The sequence below is a fragment of the Herminiimonas sp. NPDC097707 genome (assembly GCF_044761395.1).
Lineage (GTDB): Bacteria > Pseudomonadota > Gammaproteobacteria > Burkholderiales > Burkholderiaceae_D > Oxalicibacterium.
On record NZ_JBIWCI010000001.1, the window covers coordinates 2,582,349 to 2,599,843 of the forward strand.

At 55.9% G+C, this 17,495-nt stretch carries 17 protein-coding genes and 1 riboswitch; of the genes, 11 read left to right on the forward strand and 6 right to left on the reverse strand.

Annotation, left to right across the window (positions count from 1 at the left end):
* Positions 1–44 precede the first annotated feature (44 nt).
* The 3 genes from ACIQW9_RS12550 to ACIQW9_RS12560 all read left to right on the forward strand — a co-directional run bounded on the left by ACIQW9_RS12550 (position 45) and on the right by ACIQW9_RS12560 (position 3,608).
* Positions 45–626, forward strand: coding sequence for a GreA/GreB family elongation factor (locus ACIQW9_RS12550; RefSeq protein WP_402337307.1), 582 nt, complete (start codon positions 45–47; stop codon positions 624–626).
* A gap of 59 nt (positions 627–685) precedes the next feature.
* Positions 686–1,042: a hypothetical protein gene (locus tag ACIQW9_RS12555; protein ID WP_402337310.1), complete on the forward strand. Its 357-nt coding sequence runs from the start codon at positions 686–688 to the stop codon at positions 1,040–1,042.
* Positions 1,043–1,244: 202 nt separating this feature from the next.
* Positions 1,245–1,346, forward strand: a riboswitch (TPP riboswitch).
* Between the two features lie 60 nt (positions 1,347–1,406).
* Positions 1,407–3,608 (forward strand): TonB-dependent siderophore receptor, encoded by a 2,202-nt coding sequence (locus ACIQW9_RS12560; RefSeq protein ID WP_402337313.1) that lies wholly within the window; start codon positions 1,407–1,409, stop codon positions 3,606–3,608.
* Positions 3,609–3,687: 79 nt separating this feature from the next.
* Here the strand turns inward: ACIQW9_RS12560 and ACIQW9_RS12565 are convergent, their stop codons facing one another.
* Together ACIQW9_RS12565 and pnuC are read right to left on the reverse strand one after the other, a co-directional pair.
* Positions 3,688–4,221: an AAA family ATPase gene (locus ACIQW9_RS12565; protein WP_402337315.1), complete on the reverse strand. Its 534-nt coding sequence runs from the start codon at positions 4,219–4,221 to the stop codon at positions 3,688–3,690.
* Positions 4,218–4,835, reverse strand: coding sequence for a nicotinamide riboside transporter PnuC (gene pnuC / locus ACIQW9_RS12570; RefSeq protein WP_402337317.1), 618 nt, complete (start codon positions 4,833–4,835; stop codon positions 4,218–4,220). The genes ACIQW9_RS12565 and pnuC overlap by 4 nt, the downstream gene beginning before the upstream one ends.
* A 187-nt stretch (positions 4,836–5,022) precedes the next feature.
* Between pnuC and ACIQW9_RS12575 the strand changes: the two genes are divergently transcribed.
* The 7 genes from ACIQW9_RS12575 (at position 5,023) to ACIQW9_RS12605 (ending at position 12,882) form a co-directional block, all read left to right on the forward strand.
* Positions 5,023–5,235: an oxidoreductase-like domain-containing protein gene (locus ACIQW9_RS12575; RefSeq protein WP_402337320.1), complete on the forward strand. Its 213-nt coding sequence runs from the start codon at positions 5,023–5,025 to the stop codon at positions 5,233–5,235.
* Positions 5,236–5,332: 97 nt separating this feature from the next.
* Positions 5,333–6,091 carry a CerR family C-terminal domain-containing protein gene (locus tag ACIQW9_RS12580; protein ID WP_402337323.1) on the forward strand — a complete coding sequence of 253 codons (759 nt, stop codon included), beginning with the start codon at positions 5,333–5,335 and terminating at the stop codon, positions 6,089–6,091.
* Positions 6,088–7,536 (forward strand): efflux transporter outer membrane subunit, encoded by a 1,449-nt coding sequence (locus ACIQW9_RS12585; protein WP_402337326.1) that lies wholly within the window; start codon positions 6,088–6,090, stop codon positions 7,534–7,536. The genes ACIQW9_RS12580 and ACIQW9_RS12585 overlap by 4 nt, the downstream gene beginning before the upstream one ends.
* Before the next feature lie 57 nt (positions 7,537–7,593).
* Entirely contained in the window at positions 7,594–8,745 is a 1,152-nt protein-coding gene (locus ACIQW9_RS12590) for an efflux RND transporter periplasmic adaptor subunit (protein WP_402337329.1), read from the forward strand.
* Between the two features lie 8 nt (positions 8,746–8,753).
* Positions 8,754–11,873 (forward strand): efflux RND transporter permease subunit, encoded by a 3,120-nt coding sequence (locus ACIQW9_RS12595; RefSeq protein WP_402337332.1) that lies wholly within the window; start codon positions 8,754–8,756, stop codon positions 11,871–11,873.
* Positions 11,870–12,625 (forward strand): PIG-L deacetylase family protein, encoded by a 756-nt coding sequence (locus ACIQW9_RS12600; protein ID WP_402337335.1) that lies wholly within the window; start codon positions 11,870–11,872, stop codon positions 12,623–12,625. Before ACIQW9_RS12595 ends, ACIQW9_RS12600 begins: the two co-directional genes overlap by 4 nt.
* A gap of 17 nt (positions 12,626–12,642) precedes the next feature.
* The gene (locus ACIQW9_RS12605) at positions 12,643–12,882 is read left to right on the forward strand and encodes a hypothetical protein (protein ID WP_402337338.1); all 240 of its coding nucleotides are present in this window, start codon (positions 12,643–12,645) and stop codon (positions 12,880–12,882) included.
* A 25-nt stretch (positions 12,883–12,907) separates the two neighbouring features.
* Here ACIQW9_RS12605 and ACIQW9_RS12610 read toward each other — a convergent pair whose 3' ends face one another.
* From ACIQW9_RS12610 to ACIQW9_RS12620, 3 genes are read right to left on the reverse strand one after another with little or no spacing between them, the layout of a single operon-like run.
* Positions 12,908–13,255 carry an antibiotic biosynthesis monooxygenase family protein gene (locus ACIQW9_RS12610; RefSeq protein ID WP_402337341.1) on the reverse strand — a complete coding sequence of 116 codons (348 nt, stop codon included), beginning with the start codon at positions 13,253–13,255 and terminating at the stop codon, positions 12,908–12,910.
* A gap of 49 nt (positions 13,256–13,304) precedes the next feature.
* Complete coding sequence (locus ACIQW9_RS12615) at positions 13,305–13,814, reverse strand: hypothetical protein (RefSeq protein ID WP_402337343.1); 510 nt, start codon at positions 13,812–13,814, stop codon at positions 13,305–13,307.
* 36 nt (positions 13,815–13,850) lie between these two features.
* A complete protein-coding gene (locus ACIQW9_RS12620) occupies positions 13,851–14,027 on the reverse strand; it encodes a hypothetical protein (protein WP_402337345.1) in 177 nt (58 codons plus the stop codon).
* Between ACIQW9_RS12620 and ACIQW9_RS12625 the strand changes: the two genes are divergently transcribed.
* A complete protein-coding gene (locus ACIQW9_RS12625) occupies positions 14,026–15,129 on the forward strand; it encodes an acyltransferase family protein (protein ID WP_402337348.1) in 1,104 nt (367 codons plus the stop codon). The genes ACIQW9_RS12620 and ACIQW9_RS12625 overlap by 2 nt on opposite strands.
* A 50-nt stretch (positions 15,130–15,179) precedes the next feature.
* On the opposite strand, the gene ACIQW9_RS12630 is transcribed toward ACIQW9_RS12625, so the two are convergent.
* Positions 15,180–17,453 (reverse strand): nitric-oxide reductase large subunit, encoded by a 2,274-nt coding sequence (locus tag ACIQW9_RS12630; protein ID WP_402337351.1) that lies wholly within the window; start codon positions 17,451–17,453, stop codon positions 15,180–15,182.
* Positions 17,454–17,495 lie beyond the last annotated feature (42 nt).

Consider the following 17,495-nt stretch of genomic DNA (forward strand, 5'->3'; position numbering starts at 1 on the left):
GATACTTGCATCTTCAATGTGAGGGGTCGACATCGACAAGCGATATGAACAAGGCTTTTGTAAAAGAAACAGGCGACAACGAAGCTTTGTCCTTGTTGCCGGAAATGCCATCGGGTGTACGCAATTACATCACGCTGGCAGGTTACCGGCATTTGCAAAGTGAGTTGCAGCGCTTGATGAATGCGGCGCAGTCTGCTGCCGTGCGCGAAGAAAATTCCGATAACGCTGCCTTCTCGGAGATGTCGCCGGAACGGACTGTGCGTGAAATCGAACAAAATATTCATTATCTGCAAGCACGTCTGGAAATGGCGGAGATTGTCGATCCCGGCGTGCATGCCGGCGAAGAGCAAATCTTTTTCGGCGCCAACGTTACCTATCAACATGCAAGTGGCGAACAGCAAAGCGTGACCATCGTCGGCCTGGATGAGCTTGATCCGGACAATGGCAGGATCAGCTGGCTGTCGCCTGTGGCGCAAAGCCTGCTGGGCGCTTACGCAGGCGATGAGGTGACACTGGAGAGTCCTGCCGGGAAAGAGATTTTAAAAATATTGGCTGTGCACTATCTAGCGCCCAATATTGAAGCGGATATGGCTACAGCAAGTCCTGACGACAAGAAAACGGAGTAATGCTGTTGATATGAGATGCAGCTCGGTCTGCAAATAGATCCGTCACCAAGGAGTGCAACATGACGCACGATCATTCTTCAAAAACCGAAAAAAAACCGCCCGCCGAGGCGCAAAAGCTTACCCGCGAATCGCATGAAGAACACTTGCTGGACAAGGCTCTGGCACAGACCTTTCCCGCCAGCGATCCGGTGGCTGAAATGCCGACTGAAACCGTGTGTTCCGAGGAAGCACAAGCCAAGGAAACTTTGCTGGATATCGGTATTGAAATGACCTTTCCCGCCAGCGATCCGGTTTCCGTGTCATCGGGCATCACGCGTATCGAGCATGCACCCGATTCGGCGAATGCTCATCTCGATCATCAAAACAGCAATGAAATCGAAGACGCCGACAAGGCGGCAAAAAAGCCCCGCAAATAAAGAGCGGCAATCAGTGGAATATCAGGGCAGCAACAGTGTTACGGATGACGCTGCGCTGTTCCATCGTCTTGTTGCAAGCATAGGGCATGGCATTTGTCATTTGACTCCGGCATTCATTGACCCCGGTTAAGATCGGTGAAATATACTGCAACTTTCAGTAAAAATGCCGTTTCGCGCGTTACTTCTTTCATGTTACTATGCGACCGCACGCTAGGGGTCCTGAAGGCAACAGTCTTCGGGTGAGATAAAACCCTCCGTACCTGACCTGGATAATGCCAGCGTAGGGAAGCGCACAAAGTCCACGCAATTTCTTTGTCCATTCCTTCGCGCGCATTCGTTTTTAACGCGATTGATTGAGCAAAACATGTCTGTATTTCACTCCCGTCGTTCCCTTATTGCCTTGTCTGTTGCGCAAGCTTTTGCATTTGCACCCGCAGCAATGGCTGAGACTTCCGAAAATGTGCTGCCCGAAGTGGTAGTGGTGTCCGATTCAGAATCGGATGGGATTGCGCGTAATGCGAGCGTAGGCGGTTTCTCGGATGCGCCTTTGCGCGAAACGCCAGCATCCATCAGCGTCATCACGCATGAGCAGATGCAGGAACGCAGCATCCGTACCGCGACCGATGCGGTGAAGTACGATGCCAGCGTACAGAATTCCTATAACGCAGTTGGCCTCTCCGACTGGTTTGCGATACGCGGCTTTACGCTGGATATGGGGTCGAACTATCGCAAAGATGGCATGGTGATTCTTGCCCACTCGGCGATTCCTATGGAAAACAAGGAGCGCCTCGAAATTCTGAAAGGCCTCGCAGGCCTGCAGGCAGGCACGGCTTCATCCGGCGGCATTCTCAATTATGTAATCAAGAGGCCGACCAATGAACCCTTGCGTTCAGCGACCTTTGAAGTGCGCGAGCGCGGCACGATTTACAGTGCAATTGATCTGGGCGGCCGTTCCGAGGACAAACGTTTCGGTTACCGCATCAATGCAGCGGCCGAAGATATCAAATCCTATGTAAAGGGCTCGAACGGCGACCGACGGTTCGTTTCCGGTGCCTTCGACTGGCGCATCAGCCCGCGTGCCTTGTTGCAGGTGGATATGGATTATCAGCACAAGTCGCAGTTGACGGTGCCCGGTTTTCAGTTACTTGGTCCTGAGCAGCGTATTCCTACCGGCGTGAGCGGCAAGACCATGCTGAATAATCAGCCCTGGAGCCGCCCGGTTACCGACGACACCAACAACTTGGGCGTGAAGTTTGAGTATGAACTCAGCGACAACTGGCACATCACCCTGCAGGCCAACAAATTCGAATTGCGTCGTGATGATGCGGTGGCATTGGCTTCGGGATGTGGAAATGCAAACCAGGCTGTTATTGACCCCTTATATGTTCCGCCTACTGGTTGTGGCAACCCATTTGTCGGATACAACGCAAATGGTGACTTTGCCATGTACGATTTGCGTCGTGACAATGACAAGCGTTCTGTAATGACCACTCATGCCATGCTGCAGGGTACGTTCACAACTGGCTCAATCAAACATGCACTGACTACGGGCGTTTCGACATTGAATCGTCGCGATAATTTTGCTGACTATCTGTTTGATTTTGTCGGTTACGGCAATATCTATGGCTCTGTTCCTTATTCACATCAGCTTGGCCCGACCATGCCAGTGGGCCTGCGCCGCAAGGATGATGAGCGCTCGATTTTCGTACAGGATATTCTGAGCTTGAATGATGAGTTCAAGTTGCATGCAGGTGTGCGTTACACAAAACTGAAGCGCGTACAGTTTGCTGCCGATGGTACGAACATCAGAAATACCGACCAAGGTTTTGTGCTGCCGAATATCGCCTTGGTCTACAGTCCGCAAGCCAATCTCTCTGTGTATGCATCCTATTCGCAAGGGCTGGAGCCGGGTGGTGAAATTCCATCCGGCAATACCAATGCCGAATCAGTGCTCGATCCTAACAAGTCCCGGCAAATGGAAGTCGGTGTCAAGGCTGATATTACGCAGAATGTCAGCGTGTCTGCAGCGCTGTTCCAGATCAAGCGCAACAACGAATACCTGAATCCGGCTTCCGTTTATGTTGTAGCAGGCAAGCAAGTGCATCGCGGTCTGGAATTGGCAGCGCAGGGACGTGCAACACGCGACCTGACGATAGGTGCAAGCTTTACTGCGTTGCAGGCAGACATGGAAGGAACCGGCGATGCGAATGTCGAAGGCAAGCGTGTCGGCAATGTTCCCAGGTTCAAGTCAGCCGTGTACGCCGACTATGCATTGCCGCAAATGCCCGCGGTCAGATTGAACGCGACGTGGATTTATTCCACCAGCAAGGTGTTCGCGCCGAATAGCGAAATTGCTGCACTGAATAAAAGGGTGGACGGTTATCACGTGCTCAATGTCGGTGCGCGCTACGCGACCAAGATCAGCGGCAAGACAAGCACCTTCCGCCTTGGTATCGATAACGTCTTTGACAAATTTTACTGGGGCGATGCGGCGAATGCCTTTGGCGGTTACCTGATTCCGGGCGCGCCGCGCGTGTTCAGGTTGTCGGCTCAGGTGGATTTCTGATCGCGGTCATCTAAGCACGTATAGGGCAATGCGCCACCGCTGAAGAAAGTAGGCAAGGTTTTCTTCAGCGGTGGCATTTTTATGGGCTTTGGTATTTCGCTGACAGATAGGTGCTTACCTGCTGCACACGTTCGGCAACGTCTCCTGATACCAATAGAAAAGGAATGGCTTCTGCAGCGAGCGTAGCCAGCAATAGTGTGTGGACAGCTTGCCGTACCGCATCGGATTCACGTTGCAGACCATCGGCAATCCATGGAGTGCTTGGTTCTGTGACGATGGTGAAATCATAACGCTGTGCCCGCAGCAAATTCTCCAGCTTTGCATCGATACTGCCGAAATAGAATTGACTATAGATAGCCGTCATCAGCGGCGTGGTATCGCAAAACAGAAACGTGCGCGCTTTTCGGTTCGCGTCATCTTCCCTTTCCAGTTGTGTGCTGGCGATCAGGAATTGCTCTTTTTCCTGCGGCGTACGCTGCTTCTCTTCCACGAATTCACGCAGATATTCCGGCACCCAGACGGTGTCGTAGTGCGCGGCCAATGCAGCTGCCAGCGTTGATTTTCCGGTCGATTCTGCGCCGAGCAGTGCAATGCGTAACGGAGACGTATTCATGGTGTTGCGGTTTCGACAGTCTGACTTGCAAGAGATTTTTTCCAGGTGTGCAAACCGATCGCGGCCATGACGACGAACAAGGCAAACAGCAAGGCGGTGAGATACAACTCTTTGTGTAGATACAAGCCGATGTAAATCAGATCAATGCCTATCCACACATACCAGTTTTCCAGTTTTTTACGCGATAGCAGGAGCTGGCCGACCAGGCTGCCTGACGTCAGGAAGGCATCGATATGCGGCACATCCGTATCGGTAAACAGGCGCAGGAAGGAAGCGATGGCGACAAATCCAATCATCCAAGCCAGTGCCGAATATAGCCAACCTTTTGGTGTGAGGTGTGATATCTGTACGCCATGATGCGATACGCCACCGAACAGCCATTGATACCAGCCCCACAGCGAGACGGCGATAAAGAAAAATTGCAGCGACATATCGCCATACAATTTGCTGCCGTAAAACACGACTGCATACAAGGCCGCCGAGGTGATGGAAAACAGCCACGCCCATGGCGATTGGCGAATATTCAATATCACCATGACAAGCGCGAGTGCGAACGACACGATCTCAAGAAGAGAGGTGTGGATCAAACTGAAGAGCGTAAGCGGATCGTTCATGCTGAATATGCGCGTTGTTTTTCTTATCGATGCAGATGATGGCGGCGAGTGAAAGCGCGCTTTGCCGAAGTTTTCCTGGCGGTATGGATAAGCATCGCTTCGATGCAGGCAGGAATGTGCGCCTGCATGCGACTTCGCAGTATATTAAAGAAACGGACACCTCGAACGTTATTTCACTTTTTTCAATATGCCTGCAATTAAGCATCCCGATGATGTGCCACCGGTCCCGCCGGTACGACCCGACAATGACGAGTGCTGTCATAGCGGTTGCGAGCCATGCATCTTTGATTTATACGAGCTTGAAATGGAGCGTTATCGCGCTGCCTTGAAAGCGTGGGAAAAGAATCGGGAAGGCAGGAGTGTACGCAAAAGAGTAGTACCTAAATCATCAGTTAAATGATTGCTGTTGGAATTCCTTCCCGTATTTCGTTGCCGGACAAATATACGCAAAAAATTTAGTTAAATCAAACGTTTGATTTATATGCTCTAATGCGGGTATGAAACCAGTCGCCAGCAAAACCAAGCACAAATCATCCGATTCAAAGTCCTCTTCCGACAGGGTTGCAAGCGATACACGCAAACCGCGTTCGGATGGCGTCGAGGCACGGGAGCGCCTGCTGCACACGGCCTTGCGCCTGTTTGCAGAAAAGGGTTACAGCAAGACGTCGACGCGCGAGATTGCGCAGGCGTCCTGCGTCAATATTGCATCGATAAAATATTATTTTAACGACAAGGCCGGGCTGTATCGGGCGGTATTTACCGAGCCGATGGGCAGTTGCGAGCATATTGCCTTATCCGACCCGTCAAATTCGACCTTGCGGGAATCGCTGGAAGATTTCTTTGCCGGGTTCCTGGCGCCCTTGAAACAGAACGATCTGATCCAGCTATGCATACGTCTGCATTTTCGCGAAATGCTGGAGCCGACCGGTTTATGGGAAGAGGAAATCAGCAGCAGCATCAAACCTGCGCACGCCGCTCTGGTGGCAATGCTGATGAAGCATATGCGGATAAGCAAAGCCGATGACGATATGCATCGTCTGGCGTTTTCCATCATCGGCCTGCCTTTGCAGATGTTTATCCTGCGTGAAGCGATTAATGCGATTCGCCCCAAGCTGATCGCAACACCGGCTGAGATCGATCTATGGGCTGACCATCTGACTGATTATGCGGAAGCCATGATTGCAGTTGCGGTAGCGCAGCGCGCCGCTGCACCTTCGCCGGTGATGAGCAGTGTCAGCAAAAAGAAAAAATCATGAAAATATTTCACCTTGCCACCTGTATCGGCCTGCCTTTCTGGCTGACTGCCTGCGCCCTTAAGGCGCCGCCTGCGACGGTACCGCTTGCACCGCCGCCACAATGGTTTGCGCCGGCACCGCAGGCATTGGCGACGGATGGCGCTGCCACAGGATTGCCGCATCACGGCACGCTGACGGATTTGTCGCAATGGTGGCAACAGCAGAACGATCCGCTTCTGGTGGATTTGATCCAGGCCGCGCAAACCGTGAGTCCTACGGTTGCCACGGCGATAGCGCGCATAGAACAATCGCGCGCGACCCGGGTGTCGGCGGATGCGGCCTTGTTGCCCAAACTGGATGCGAGTATCAACGTACAGCGTACCAATATGCAGGTGCCGCTGCCCTTGGGAACGACGACGCAAGCGGCCCTGCAACCATCGTGGGAAGCTGATTTGTTCGGCGGCAATCGTGCCACCAGCAGAGCAGCCCTCGCGCGTTTGCAAGGCGCGCAGGCAAACTGGCATGATGCCCGGGTATCGGTGGCGGCCGAAGTGGCGAACCGTTATTACAGTCTGCGTACCTGCAACAAGCTGATCATCGTGACGCGTGCAGACGCGGATTCGCGCGCCGAGACTGCGCGCCTGTCGGAACTGAGCGCAAAGGCCGGATTCCAGGCGCCGGCTACGGCCGCGCTGGCGCGTGCCAGTGCGGCAGAAGGCAATGGTCGTGCCACCCAGCAACGTGCCTTGTGCGATCTGGATATCAAGGCGCTGGTTGGCCTGACGGCAATCGATGAACCGGCCATCCGTAAAAAAATTGCCGATACGCCTGCGCCGGATACTGCCGCAACCGAGCTGGATATCTCCAGCCTGCCGGCACAAACCCTGGCGCAACGGCCGGATATTTTTATCGCAGAACGCGAAGTCGCTGCCGCCAGTGCGGAAGTCGGCAGCGCGCAGGCGCAACGTTATCCGCGCCTCAGTTTGAGCGGTTCAATCGGTCTGGCGAGTTTCCATTCCGGCGGTGTGACAACCAATCTCGATACCTGGTCGATCGGCCCCGTGTCGCTGACCTTGCCGATTTTCGATGGTGGCGCGCGCGCGGCAAATGTGACGGCAGCACAGGCGCAGTACGACGCCGCAGTTGTCAGCTATCGCGGTAGCGTGCGGCAGGCAGTGCGTGAAGTGGAAGAAGCGCTGGTCAATCTGCAAAGCACGGCCGCACGCAGCGACGATGCACGCGTCGCAGTGGAGGGTTATCGCGCCTCGTTCAACGGTACCGAAAGTCGTTATCAGAATGGTCTTGCCAGTCTGGTGGAACTGGAAGATTCGCGCCGTGTCCGGCTGGCGGCTGAATTGAACGCAGTGTCGCTGGAGCGTGAACGCATGGCTGCATGGATTGCGTTATACCGTGCTGCCGGCGGCGGCTGGAGCAATCCCGACGCTGCACCTGCGGCACAACCGTAATGATCGCCGCCCTATTCATTTGAATCTGACTAATAGCAACAATAACGGACTCAACACATGAAACGTTTCAAGAGAAAAACCATCATCATTGCCATGATCGCCTTGCTCGTGCTGGCTGCGATCGTCATTGCGCTGGTAAGCGGAACATCCGGCACTGCGAAGAAAAAGAATGAAACCGGCCCCAAACCAGCGTTGACTGTGACGACAGCGCAGCCTGCGCAGGCGCAGTTGCCGATCAAGCTCTCGGCCAACGGCAGCATCACTGCATGGCAGGAGGCCATTGTCGGCAGCGAATCGAATGGTTTGCAGTTGACCGACGTACGCGTCAACGTCGGCGATGTGGTGCGTCGCGGCCAGGTGCTGGCAACCTTTTCCTCCGCTTCGACCAAGGCTGATCTGGCGCAGGCACGCGCCAGCGTGATGGAGGCCGAAGCCAATGCCGCCGATGCAAAAAACAATGCGGAACGTGCGCGTACGCTGGAAAGCACGGGCGCCTTGAGTACTCAGCAGATCAATCAATATCTGACGACAGAACAAACCGCCAGGGCGAAGGCAGAGGCGGCAAAAGCCATGCTGACAGTGCAGGAAGTGCGGCTCGCACAAACGCAGGTGCTGGCTTCGGACAACGGAATTATTTCGGCGCGTAACGCTACCGTCGGTGCGGTAGTCGGCGCCGGTACCGAGTTGTTTCGCCTGATCCGTCAGGGTCGGCTGGAGTGGCGTGCAGAAGTAACGTCCGCCGAACTAGGGCGTCTTGCCACAGGCACACCGGCCCTGATCATGGGGGCGAACGGCACGCAAGTCAAAGGCAAGGTGCGCATGATTGCACCTACAGTGGATGCGCAAAATCGTTCGGCACTGGTGTATGTCGATCTGCTGCCCGCTGCGGCCAATGTTGCGCCGGTACGCGCCGGCATGTTTGCCACCGGCGAGTTTGATCTCGGCATGTCTAGCGCCGTTACCGTACCGCAGCAAGCCATCGTGATTCGGGATGGTTTCAGTTATGTATTCCGTTTGAATGCTGATAACCGTGTGACGCAGCTGAAAATTGAAGCGGGGCGACGTTTGCAAGACAGGATTGAAGTCGTGACAGGGATAGCACCGGATGCAGTGCTGGTTGCCAGTGGCGCCGGTTTTCTGAACGATGGCGATCTGGTCAAGGTGGTTGCCGCCCCTGCAGCTGCAGCCTCCGTCGACGTCGCCAGATAGGAGCCAGGGTGAATTTTTCTTCCTTCTCGATCAAGAATCCGATCCCGGCCATCATGCTGTTTGTGCTGCTGGGTCTGGCAGGCTTGCTGTCGTTCAAAAGTACTGCGGTGCAGGATTTTCCGGATATCGAATTGCCGATAGTAACGGTCAGCGCGGTATTGTCCGGCGCCGCGCCGGCACAACTGGAAACCGAAGTCGCACGCAAGATAGAAAATTCGGTAGCGACGCTGCAAGGCGTCAAGAATATCTATACCAAAGTGCTGGACGGTCTGGTTACCGTGACGGTCGAATTCATACTGGAAAAGAATTTGTCGGATGCGGTTAATGATGTGCGCAACGCAGTGTCCAGTGTGCGCGCTGATTTGCCGGCCGAGTTGCGCGATCCCACGGTGACCAAGGCTTCGACTGCCGGGCGCGTGGTGCTGACGCTTACTGCCGCCGCGGCGCCTGGCAGTGCGCTGGATGAGCAGGAGCTCAGCTGGTTTGTCGATAACACCGTATCCAAGGCCATCCTCGCCGTGCCGGGTATAGGTGCGGTCAAGCGTGTCGGCGGTGTGACGCGCGAAGTGCGGGTCGAGCTGGATACGGCAAAAATGGCTGCCCTCAATGTTGCTGCTGTCGATGTTTCGCGCCGCCTGAAATTGGTGCAGCAGGAAGCGCCGGGTGGCCGTGGCGATGTCAGCGGCGCCGAACAATCGGTGCGTACCATCGCAACTGTGCAGACGGCGGCCGAACTGGCCGCGATGGATATTCCGCTGGCGGATGGCCACCACATCCGGCTCGATCGCGTCGCGACGGTGACCGATACGATAGCCGAGCGCCGTTCGTCGGCATCGCAGGATGGCAAGACCGTGGTCGGCTTCGAGATTTTCCGCACCAAGGGTGCGAGCGAGCTGGAGGTCGCCAATGGTTCGCGCGCAGCAGTAGCCGCCTTGCAGGAGCGTTATCCGAATGTCGTGTTCAGGCTGGCAATCGACAATGCCAAGCCGGTCGAAGAAAATTTCGAAGCATCGATGGAATTGCTGTACGAAGGCGCCTTCCTTGCCGTGCTGGTGGTGTGGTGGTTTCTGCGTGACTGGCGCGCCACGCTGGTGGCCGCCGCCGCCCTGCCGCTGTCGGTGATTCCAACCTTTCTGGGGCTGGCTTATTTTGGCTATACGCTGAACATGGTGACCCTGCTGTCGCTGGCGCTGGTAGTCGGAGTACTGGTCGATGATGCGATTGTCGAGATTGAAAATATTTCGCGTCATCTGCGCATGGGCAAGACGCCTATGCAGGCAGCGATGGAAGCGGCGGATGAAATCGGCATGGCGGTGATCGCCACCACCTTTGCTCTGGTCGCGGTATTTCTGCCGACTGCATTCATGGCGGGTATTCCGGGTTTGTTCTTCAAGCAATTCGGCTGGACCGCAGTGCTGGCAATTCTTGCCTCCCTTCTGGTGGCGCGTTTGCTCACGCCGATGATGGCCGCCTACATACTCAAGCCAACTGCGCATCGTGAGGAAAAAGACGGCTGGTTGATGCAGCGCTATCTGAAGGCGATGCGCTGGTGTCTGACGCACCGGCTGACCACGGCGATAGCGTCCGGTATTTTTTTCTTTGGCTCCATCATGCTGGTGCCTTTGTTGCCAACCGGATTCGTGCCCGCTGCCGATCGCGCACAAACGCAGATCAATGTCGAGCTGCCGCCCGGCAGCACGCTGGCGGAAACCACGGCAGTGGTAGAAGCCGTGCGCACGAAAATAGCAGAGAATAAAAATATCAAAAGCGTATTCGCCTCCATAGGCGGCGGTTCCAGCGGCGATGCTTTTGCGCCGGGTGCATCTGCCGAAGCGCGACGCGGAGTGCTGACGATTACGACGACGCATCGTAGCGACCGCAAGGAAAAGATGGCGGAGATTGAAGCGCAGATCCGTACCGCCATTGCCGATATTCCGGGCGCACGCTTCACCGTCGGCCCACCCGATACCGGCGTCAAGATGCAGCTGGTTTTGCGTAGCGAAGATCCGGTGGCATTGTTGACGATTGCGCAGAAAGTAGAACGCGAACTGCGCACCCTCAAAGGCATAGGCAATGTCAACTCCAGTGCTTCGCTGGTGCGTCCGGAAATCATCGTGCGTCCGGATTCCGCACGCGCTGCCGATCTGGGCGTCACCGCCGCCAGCATCGGTGAAACGGTACGCGTTGCGACCGCAGGGGATTACGACACCAGCTTGCCGAAGATGAATTTGAGCGAGCGTCAGGTGCCGATACGCGTCAAGTTGCCGGATGATGTGCGGGCCGATTTGTCTGCGATTGAACGCTTGACGGTACCGGGTAAAAATGGTCCGGTCATGCTCGGCAATGTCGCCACCGTGACGATGGAAAGCGGCCCGGCACAGATCGACAGGCTCAACCGCAGTCGCAATGTGACTTTCGATGTCGAGCTCGGTACGCGCTCGCTGGGCGATCTGAATACCGAAGCACGTGCGCTGCCGACACTGCAGAATCTGCCGCCGGCGGTAAAAATTGCCGAACTCGGCGATGCGCAGGAAATGCAGGCGCTGTTCAACAGCTTCGGTCTGGCGATGGCAATCGGCGTGTTGTGTATTTACGGCGTGCTGGTGCTGCTGTTCAGGGATTTCATGCAGCCGGTAACGATTCTGGCGGCCTTGCCGCTCTCGATAGGCGGCGCTTTTGTCGCCCTGCTGCTGACGCGCAGCGCTTTGTCTATGCCGTCGATGATAGGCCTGATCATGCTGATGGGTATCGTCACCAAGAACTCGATTTTGCTGGTCGATTACGCGATCCTCGCACGCAAGGCAGGCATGAATCGGACCGATGCATTAGTCGATGCCTGTCATAAACGCAGTCGCCCGATTGTGATGACGACCATTGCCATGGGTGCCGGCATGTTGCCGCTGGCATTGGGCTGGGTAGGCGATCCAAGTTTCCGCTCACCGATGGCGATTACCGTGATCGGCGGCTTGATCACTTCGACGCTGTTGAGCCTGCTGGTGGTGCCGGCGGTGTTTACCTACATCGACGATATCGAGCACTGGCTCAAGCGCATGCTGCAGAAGGCGCGCGGCATGGAAGCTGTCGAAGCAGCTAGCCAACCGCCGCAGCTGGGATTGGAAAAGCCATGACAAGCAGCTTGCAGGAAGTGCTGGAAAACAATCGCCCGGCGCGGCTGGACGAGCTGTCCTTGTCCGCGCCGCTGAGCGTGCTGGTGCTGGCGCCGCATCCGGATGATTTCGATGCCATCGGCGTGACGCTGAAATTTTTTCATCAACGTGGCGACACGATACATCTGGCAGTATTGACTACCGGCGTCAGCGGTGTGGAAGACGGTTTTTCCGGCGCGCATACTGCCGCTGAAAAAGCAGCATTGCGTGAAGCCGAGCAGACGGCAAGCTGCGCATTTTTCGGCTTGCCGCCCGAGCACCTCAGCTTCCTGCGTTTGCCGCCGGATGAAAAAGGCAATCCGCGTCTGGATGCGGCCAATCATGCCGCAATACGGGCGCAGATCGCCGCTTGTCAGCCGGATATGGTGTTCATGCCGCACGGGAACGACAGCAATGTGACGCATCAACGTACCTATGCCTTGTTTCGCGCGGTGGCTTTGGCGGATAATCTGAATGTGTGGGCAGTGTTGAATCAGGATGCCAAAACGGTGGCGATGCGCACCGATCTCTATATGCCCTTCGGTGCTGACAGCGCGGAGTGGAAGGCGAAAATGTTGCGCTTGCATTTGTCGCAGCATCAGCGCAATTTGAATACGCGCGGACAGGGTTTCGATCAGCGCGTGCTGAATATCAATCGTCAGGCCGGTCCGTCCTTCAAGGAGGACTATGCGGAGCTTTTCGAGCTGGAGCGCTTCGGCGCAAGTGACAAGTAAATAAGCAAGGATGTGAAATGGTTTGTGATTACAGGAAAGTGCTGGATTTGGCCCAGGCAGGAAACTGGGAAGAAGCGCATGCGCTGGTGCAGGTGCATGGCGATGAATTTTCGTGCCGGATTCACGGCTATCTGCACCGGGTTGAAGGCGATCTGGGCAATGCGCGTTACTGGTATGGCCGCGGCAACAGCAGCCTGCCGCAGAATACGCTGGAAGAAGAATTCAAGTGTTTGTACGAACGTCTTGCCAGCGTCTGAACGGCATTGCCCGCTAGTCTGCCCGTTATTTTTCGTGCGCCATGCGTGAATCTGCCGGTGCTTCCGCCCGCTCATGCATGCCATAGTCGCGCAGCACATGCGCAACCCTCAAGCGATAGTCTGAAAAAATGGTTTGCCGGCCGGCGGTTTGCACCATGCGGTGTTCTTCCAGATTGCGCCATTGCTGTACCGCTGCTTCGTCGCGCCAGTACGAGAGCGACAATATCTTGTCCGCTTGCGTCAGACTCTGAAAACGCTCGACGGAAATAAAACCGTCCATGCTTTCCAGCAGCGGCTTCAATTTTGCGGCGGCAGCCAGATAATCCTGTTTGTGATCGGCATGCGGGATGACTTCAAAAATAACGGCAATCATTCAACTCTCCCATGGCTGTGGCGGTAAAAAATATGCAATTTATTTTACCCTAGCGATCGGCTGGCCTGCGAAATTCGTTGGCGATCCAGTTCTCGGCACTGCTGCGCGTGAGCTTGAACGTCGGCGCCACGCGTACGGCTGCCAGCTGTTCGCCGCTTTCATCCTGTGCTGCCAGAATGGCATAGGGATCATCTTCGTTCGGCACGATGTCGAGTGTGACACTGAGCGTTGCCGATGCGGTATTCACCATGACGTTCTTGTGCAGCATCGCATGCAATTGCTGCTCGTGTCTGCGCAAGACTTCGGCAGCGGTCTTGACCAGCGTGTGGAAGGCCGGCGTATCCAGCGGCTTGGGATTTTTCTTGTCGCGCCCCATCGTCCACGGCCCGACCAAGGCAGGCTCGGCTTCGCCGTCCTTGATCATTTCCACGGCCCAGCCTTCACCGTCTTCGTTCCTGATAACGCGGGCAGTCCAGCCATCATCGCGCCACAGGCGCGCTTCATGGATGGCGCTGCCGTGATCTGCTTCATTGTCTTCCTGCCATTCCGCGTTGTGCATGCGAACTCGCTTCTGTTGATTGTTCCGGGTTGCGTATCATAGGCTAATTTCATAGGGCCATCGCTGATAGCCGCAGGCGGTTGTTCGTTTCAGCGGAATGATGTGAGTAGGTGTAGACTTGCGCCCTGGCCGATTTTTGGCCGGCAACATGGCTGAAAAGTCTCTTCTGGCCCGCTGGCCGCGCCAAACAATATCCACGAAATCAGAATTCATGCGTAGTGCTTCAAGAATGCCTTGCGTCGATGCGCTCAAGGCGATTGCCTGTTTGTTCATCGTTCTCCATCACCTCGCGTTTTACGGTCCGATGTCGGATATTGCCTATCCGTTCATGCCGACTGCGATCGATCTGCTTTACCAATACGGTCGCATGGCGGTGCAGGCATTTTTTGTGATTGCCGGTTTTTTGCTGGCGGCAAAATTTGCGCCGCATGGCAAGACCCTGGTCGGTAATCCGCTGTATTCGATTTATCAACGTTATCTGCGATTGGCGATTCCCTACCTGGTTGCATTAGTGTTCGCGATCCTGTGTGCGGCCCTGGCGCGCGAATGGCTGAGCGACGATTCCATCCCTGACGTTCCGGATTTTGCACAGCTATGGTCGCATGTGTTTTTCCTGCAGGATCTGGTCGGCGAAGAAGCCTTGTCTGCCGGCGTCTGGTATGTGGCGATCGATTTGCAACTGTTCGCCCTTGCCGCGATATTGCTGTGGAGCGCGGGAAAAATCGAGGCGCGCTATTCTGTACCGGCATTCATCGGCCCCGTCTTGATCGCCCTGCTGACGATGGTGTCGCTGTTCGTCTTCAATCTGAATGAAGCGTGGGATACCACCGCGTTGTACTTCTTCGGCGCTTACGGTTTGGGTGCGCTTGCTTACTGGGTCTCACGGCGTCGCCGTGGCATGCTCTGGCTTGCTTTGCTGAGCATGGTGGTGATCGTTGCACTGCTACTGGATTTTCGTTCGCGCATTTTGGTGGCGGGCTGCGTGATGCTGATGCTCGGACTGGCGCGTCAGACGGGTGCATTGGAGCAATGGCGGATGCCGAACATGCTGACCTATCTCGGCCGTATTTCGTACTCGATATTTCTGATCCACTTTCCTCTGTGCATGATCGTGAATGCGGTCTTCTTCCATTTCTTTCCGCAAGCGCCGCTCGCCAATCTGCTCGGCATGCTGATTGCGTTAGGCGTCAGCATAGGTGGCGGTGCATTGTTGTTCACCTGGGTTGAAAACCGGCCGGCCGGCGGCAGAAAACGCTTGCTGGCACCTACCGGCCTGCTGGTGGGTAGTCTGCTGGTAGCGCAGCAGATCAGCTGATGGTCATGCGTGCCGCGCCCGCCGTCCAGCAGGTGCGGCCGCACGCAGACTCAAGGCACGTGCACGGCGTCTTTCACAGCTTTTGCATGCGGTGCGATATGGAAAACGCCTAGCACCACCTGCCATGCCACCGCACATGCGCCGACAATAAAAACGACATCGCCAAAAGTACGTATCCAACGCAGGGTTTCAAGAAAATCCTGCTGCAGGAATGCTTCGCTACGGGCGTACCACATGCCTTCACTGACGCTGGCCTGGAACTGGAACAGGCCGACCGGCAGCAGGCTGGTTGCGATCATCAGAATCAGGCCGGCGTTCAGCCACCAGAAGCCGGTATGCATCAGGCGATGGTTGAATTGCATCGCCGGCCGTATATAGCGCAGTATCAGCAATACAAAACCAATGGACAGAAAGCCGTAGACGCCGAATAACGCGGCGTGGGAGTGCACTGCCGTCGTGTTCAAGCCTTGCAGGTAGAACAGCGCCACCGGTGTGTTGATCATGAAGCCGAAGATGCCGGCGCCGACCATATTCCAGAACGCGACGGCGATGAAGCACATTAGCGGCCATTCGATCGCTTTCATCCATGGAGCGCGTTCCTTCAGGCGCCAGTGTTCCCATGCTTCATACCCGAGCAGGATCAAAGGTACGACTTCCAGTGCGCTGAAGGCCGCGCCCACTGCCATGATGGGTGTGCTGGTGCCGGAGAAGTACATATGATGGAAGGTGCCGGGTACGCCGCCAACCATGAACAGGGAAGCGGACGCGAGGCTGGCTGCAGTTGCCACGCGTTTGGATACCAGGCCCATGCTGGAGAAAATGAAGGCCAGTGCCGTGGTGGCAAAGACTTCGAAAATGCCCTCCACCCACAGATGCACGACCCACCAGCGCCAGTATTCCATGATGGTGATATGCGTGCGTTCGCCATAAAACAGGCCGGCGCCGTAGAACAGGCCGATGGCGATGGTCGAAGTGCACAGCAGGGCCAGCAGATTTTTATCGCCGCCCTGTTTGAAGGCCGGTAGCATGGCGCGCAGCATCAGGCCGAGCCAGAACAGGATGCCGATGAACAATGCCAGCTGCCACAGACGACCCAGATCCAGATATTCGTAACCCTGATGTCCAAGCCAGAAATTCAGCTCGGCTGGCATGACGCCCTTGATCGCGAGAAAGCTGCCGATGAAAGAGCCGGCCACCACCACGAGCAAGGCGCAGAACAGAATATCGACACCGAGTTTTTGATATTTCGGATCGCGTCCGCCATGAATGACAGGTGCAAGAAACAGACCGGCGCTCAGGAAGGCGGTAGCAATCCAGAAAATGGCCGCTTGCAGATGCCAGGTGCGGGTCAGCGAATACGGGAACCATTGCGAAATATCCAGGCCGTAGAAGTGCTGCCCCTCGATGGTGTAGTGCGCAGTCAGGCCGCCCAGAAATACCTGGAAGATAAACAGGGCCATCACGACCAGCAGGTATTTTCCCAGCGCCTTTTGCGAGGGTGTAAGGCCGACTTGCGTCAAAGGATCGGCGCTTGGCGCTTGCGGATCGGGGGAATGCTTGCGCAGGAAAGACCAGCCCAGCACCAGAAAGCCGATGCCGGCAATCAGGAGGATGATGCATGCCAGCGACCACAGCACGTTTTCAGGCGTAGGGTGATTGCCGATCAGCGGTTCCGGCGGCCAGTTGTTGGTATAGGTGGCAGCGGTGCCGGGACGGTCGGTCGATGCCGCCCATGCCGTCCAGAAAAAGAACTTGGTCAGATCATCGCGGCGACTGGCATCCGGCAGCGTATTTTCCTTCATCGCGAAGTTGTCGCGTGAGCTCCGTAATTCCGGCGCATCGCCGTACAGGCGATGATAGTAATCGGCGGTTTGCAGCATCGCCTTGGCGCGCCGTTCGGAAACCGTGACGGTGCCTGTTTCAGCGTTATACGTATTGCGTCGATATTCTGTTTTGAGCTGGTATTGCAGTGCGGCCTGCTGTTCGCCGTTGAGTTGTGCATACGGCTGGCGATAGGTTTCATGCGCGGCGAGATCGAGCCAGGCCAGCAGTTCGCGATGCAGCCAGTCGGCACTCCAGTCGGGCGCCTGATAAGCGCCATGCCCCCAGATGGAACCCAGTTGCATGCCGCCTGTGCTTTGCCATGCAGTCTGGCCGTTGAGGATATCCTCGCTGGTCATGAGGACGCGGTTGGAGGTGGTGGTGACTTGTGCCGGAATCGGCGGTGCCTGCTTGTATATTTCGACGCCGCTGATGCCGAGTATGGAAAACGTGACTAGCAGAACGGTAATCAAGGTCCACCACAGCTTGCGATATTCGCCCATTTCCCATCTCCTCAGCACATTGCTGTGCAATTCGACTTGCAC

What these genes read in the sequence shown, in the direction of transcription:
- ACIQW9_RS12550 (WP_402337307.1), top strand. Translation starts at nt 45, where the DNA reads ATGAACAAGGCTTTTGTAAAAGAAACAGGCGACAACGAAGCTTTGTCC.
- ACIQW9_RS12555 (WP_402337310.1), top strand. Translation starts at nt 686, where the DNA reads ATGACGCACGATCATTCTTCAAAAACCGAAAAAAAACCGCCCGCCGAG.
- ACIQW9_RS12560 (WP_402337313.1), top strand. Translation starts at nt 1,407, where the DNA reads ATGTCTGTATTTCACTCCCGTCGTTCCCTTATTGCCTTGTCTGTTGCG.
- ACIQW9_RS12565 (WP_402337315.1), bottom strand. Translation starts at nt 4,221, where the DNA reads ATGAATACGTCTCCGTTACGCATTGCACTGCTCGGCGCAGAATCGACC.
- pnuC (WP_402337317.1), bottom strand. Translation starts at nt 4,835, where the DNA reads ATGAACGATCCGCTTACGCTCTTCAGTTTGATCCACACCTCTCTTCTT.
- ACIQW9_RS12575 (WP_402337320.1), top strand. Translation starts at nt 5,023, where the DNA reads ATGCCTGCAATTAAGCATCCCGATGATGTGCCACCGGTCCCGCCGGTA.
- ACIQW9_RS12580 (WP_402337323.1), top strand. Translation starts at nt 5,333, where the DNA reads ATGAAACCAGTCGCCAGCAAAACCAAGCACAAATCATCCGATTCAAAG.
- ACIQW9_RS12585 (WP_402337326.1), top strand. Translation starts at nt 6,088, where the DNA reads ATGAAAATATTTCACCTTGCCACCTGTATCGGCCTGCCTTTCTGGCTG.
- ACIQW9_RS12590 (WP_402337329.1), top strand. Translation starts at nt 7,594, where the DNA reads ATGAAACGTTTCAAGAGAAAAACCATCATCATTGCCATGATCGCCTTG.
- ACIQW9_RS12600 (WP_402337335.1), top strand. Translation starts at nt 11,870, where the DNA reads ATGACAAGCAGCTTGCAGGAAGTGCTGGAAAACAATCGCCCGGCGCGG.
- ACIQW9_RS12605 (WP_402337338.1), top strand. Translation starts at nt 12,643, where the DNA reads ATGGTTTGTGATTACAGGAAAGTGCTGGATTTGGCCCAGGCAGGAAAC.
- ACIQW9_RS12610 (WP_402337341.1), bottom strand. Translation starts at nt 13,255, where the DNA reads ATGATTGCCGTTATTTTTGAAGTCATCCCGCATGCCGATCACAAACAG.
- ACIQW9_RS12615 (WP_402337343.1), bottom strand. Translation starts at nt 13,814, where the DNA reads ATGCACAACGCGGAATGGCAGGAAGACAATGAAGCAGATCACGGCAGC.
- ACIQW9_RS12625 (WP_402337348.1), top strand. Translation starts at nt 14,026, where the DNA reads ATGCGTAGTGCTTCAAGAATGCCTTGCGTCGATGCGCTCAAGGCGATT.
- ACIQW9_RS12620 (WP_402337345.1), bottom strand. Translation starts at nt 14,027, where the DNA reads ATGAATTCTGATTTCGTGGATATTGTTTGGCGCGGCCAGCGGGCCAGA.
- ACIQW9_RS12630 (WP_402337351.1), bottom strand. Translation starts at nt 17,453, where the DNA reads ATGGGCGAATATCGCAAGCTGTGGTGGACCTTGATTACCGTTCTGCTA.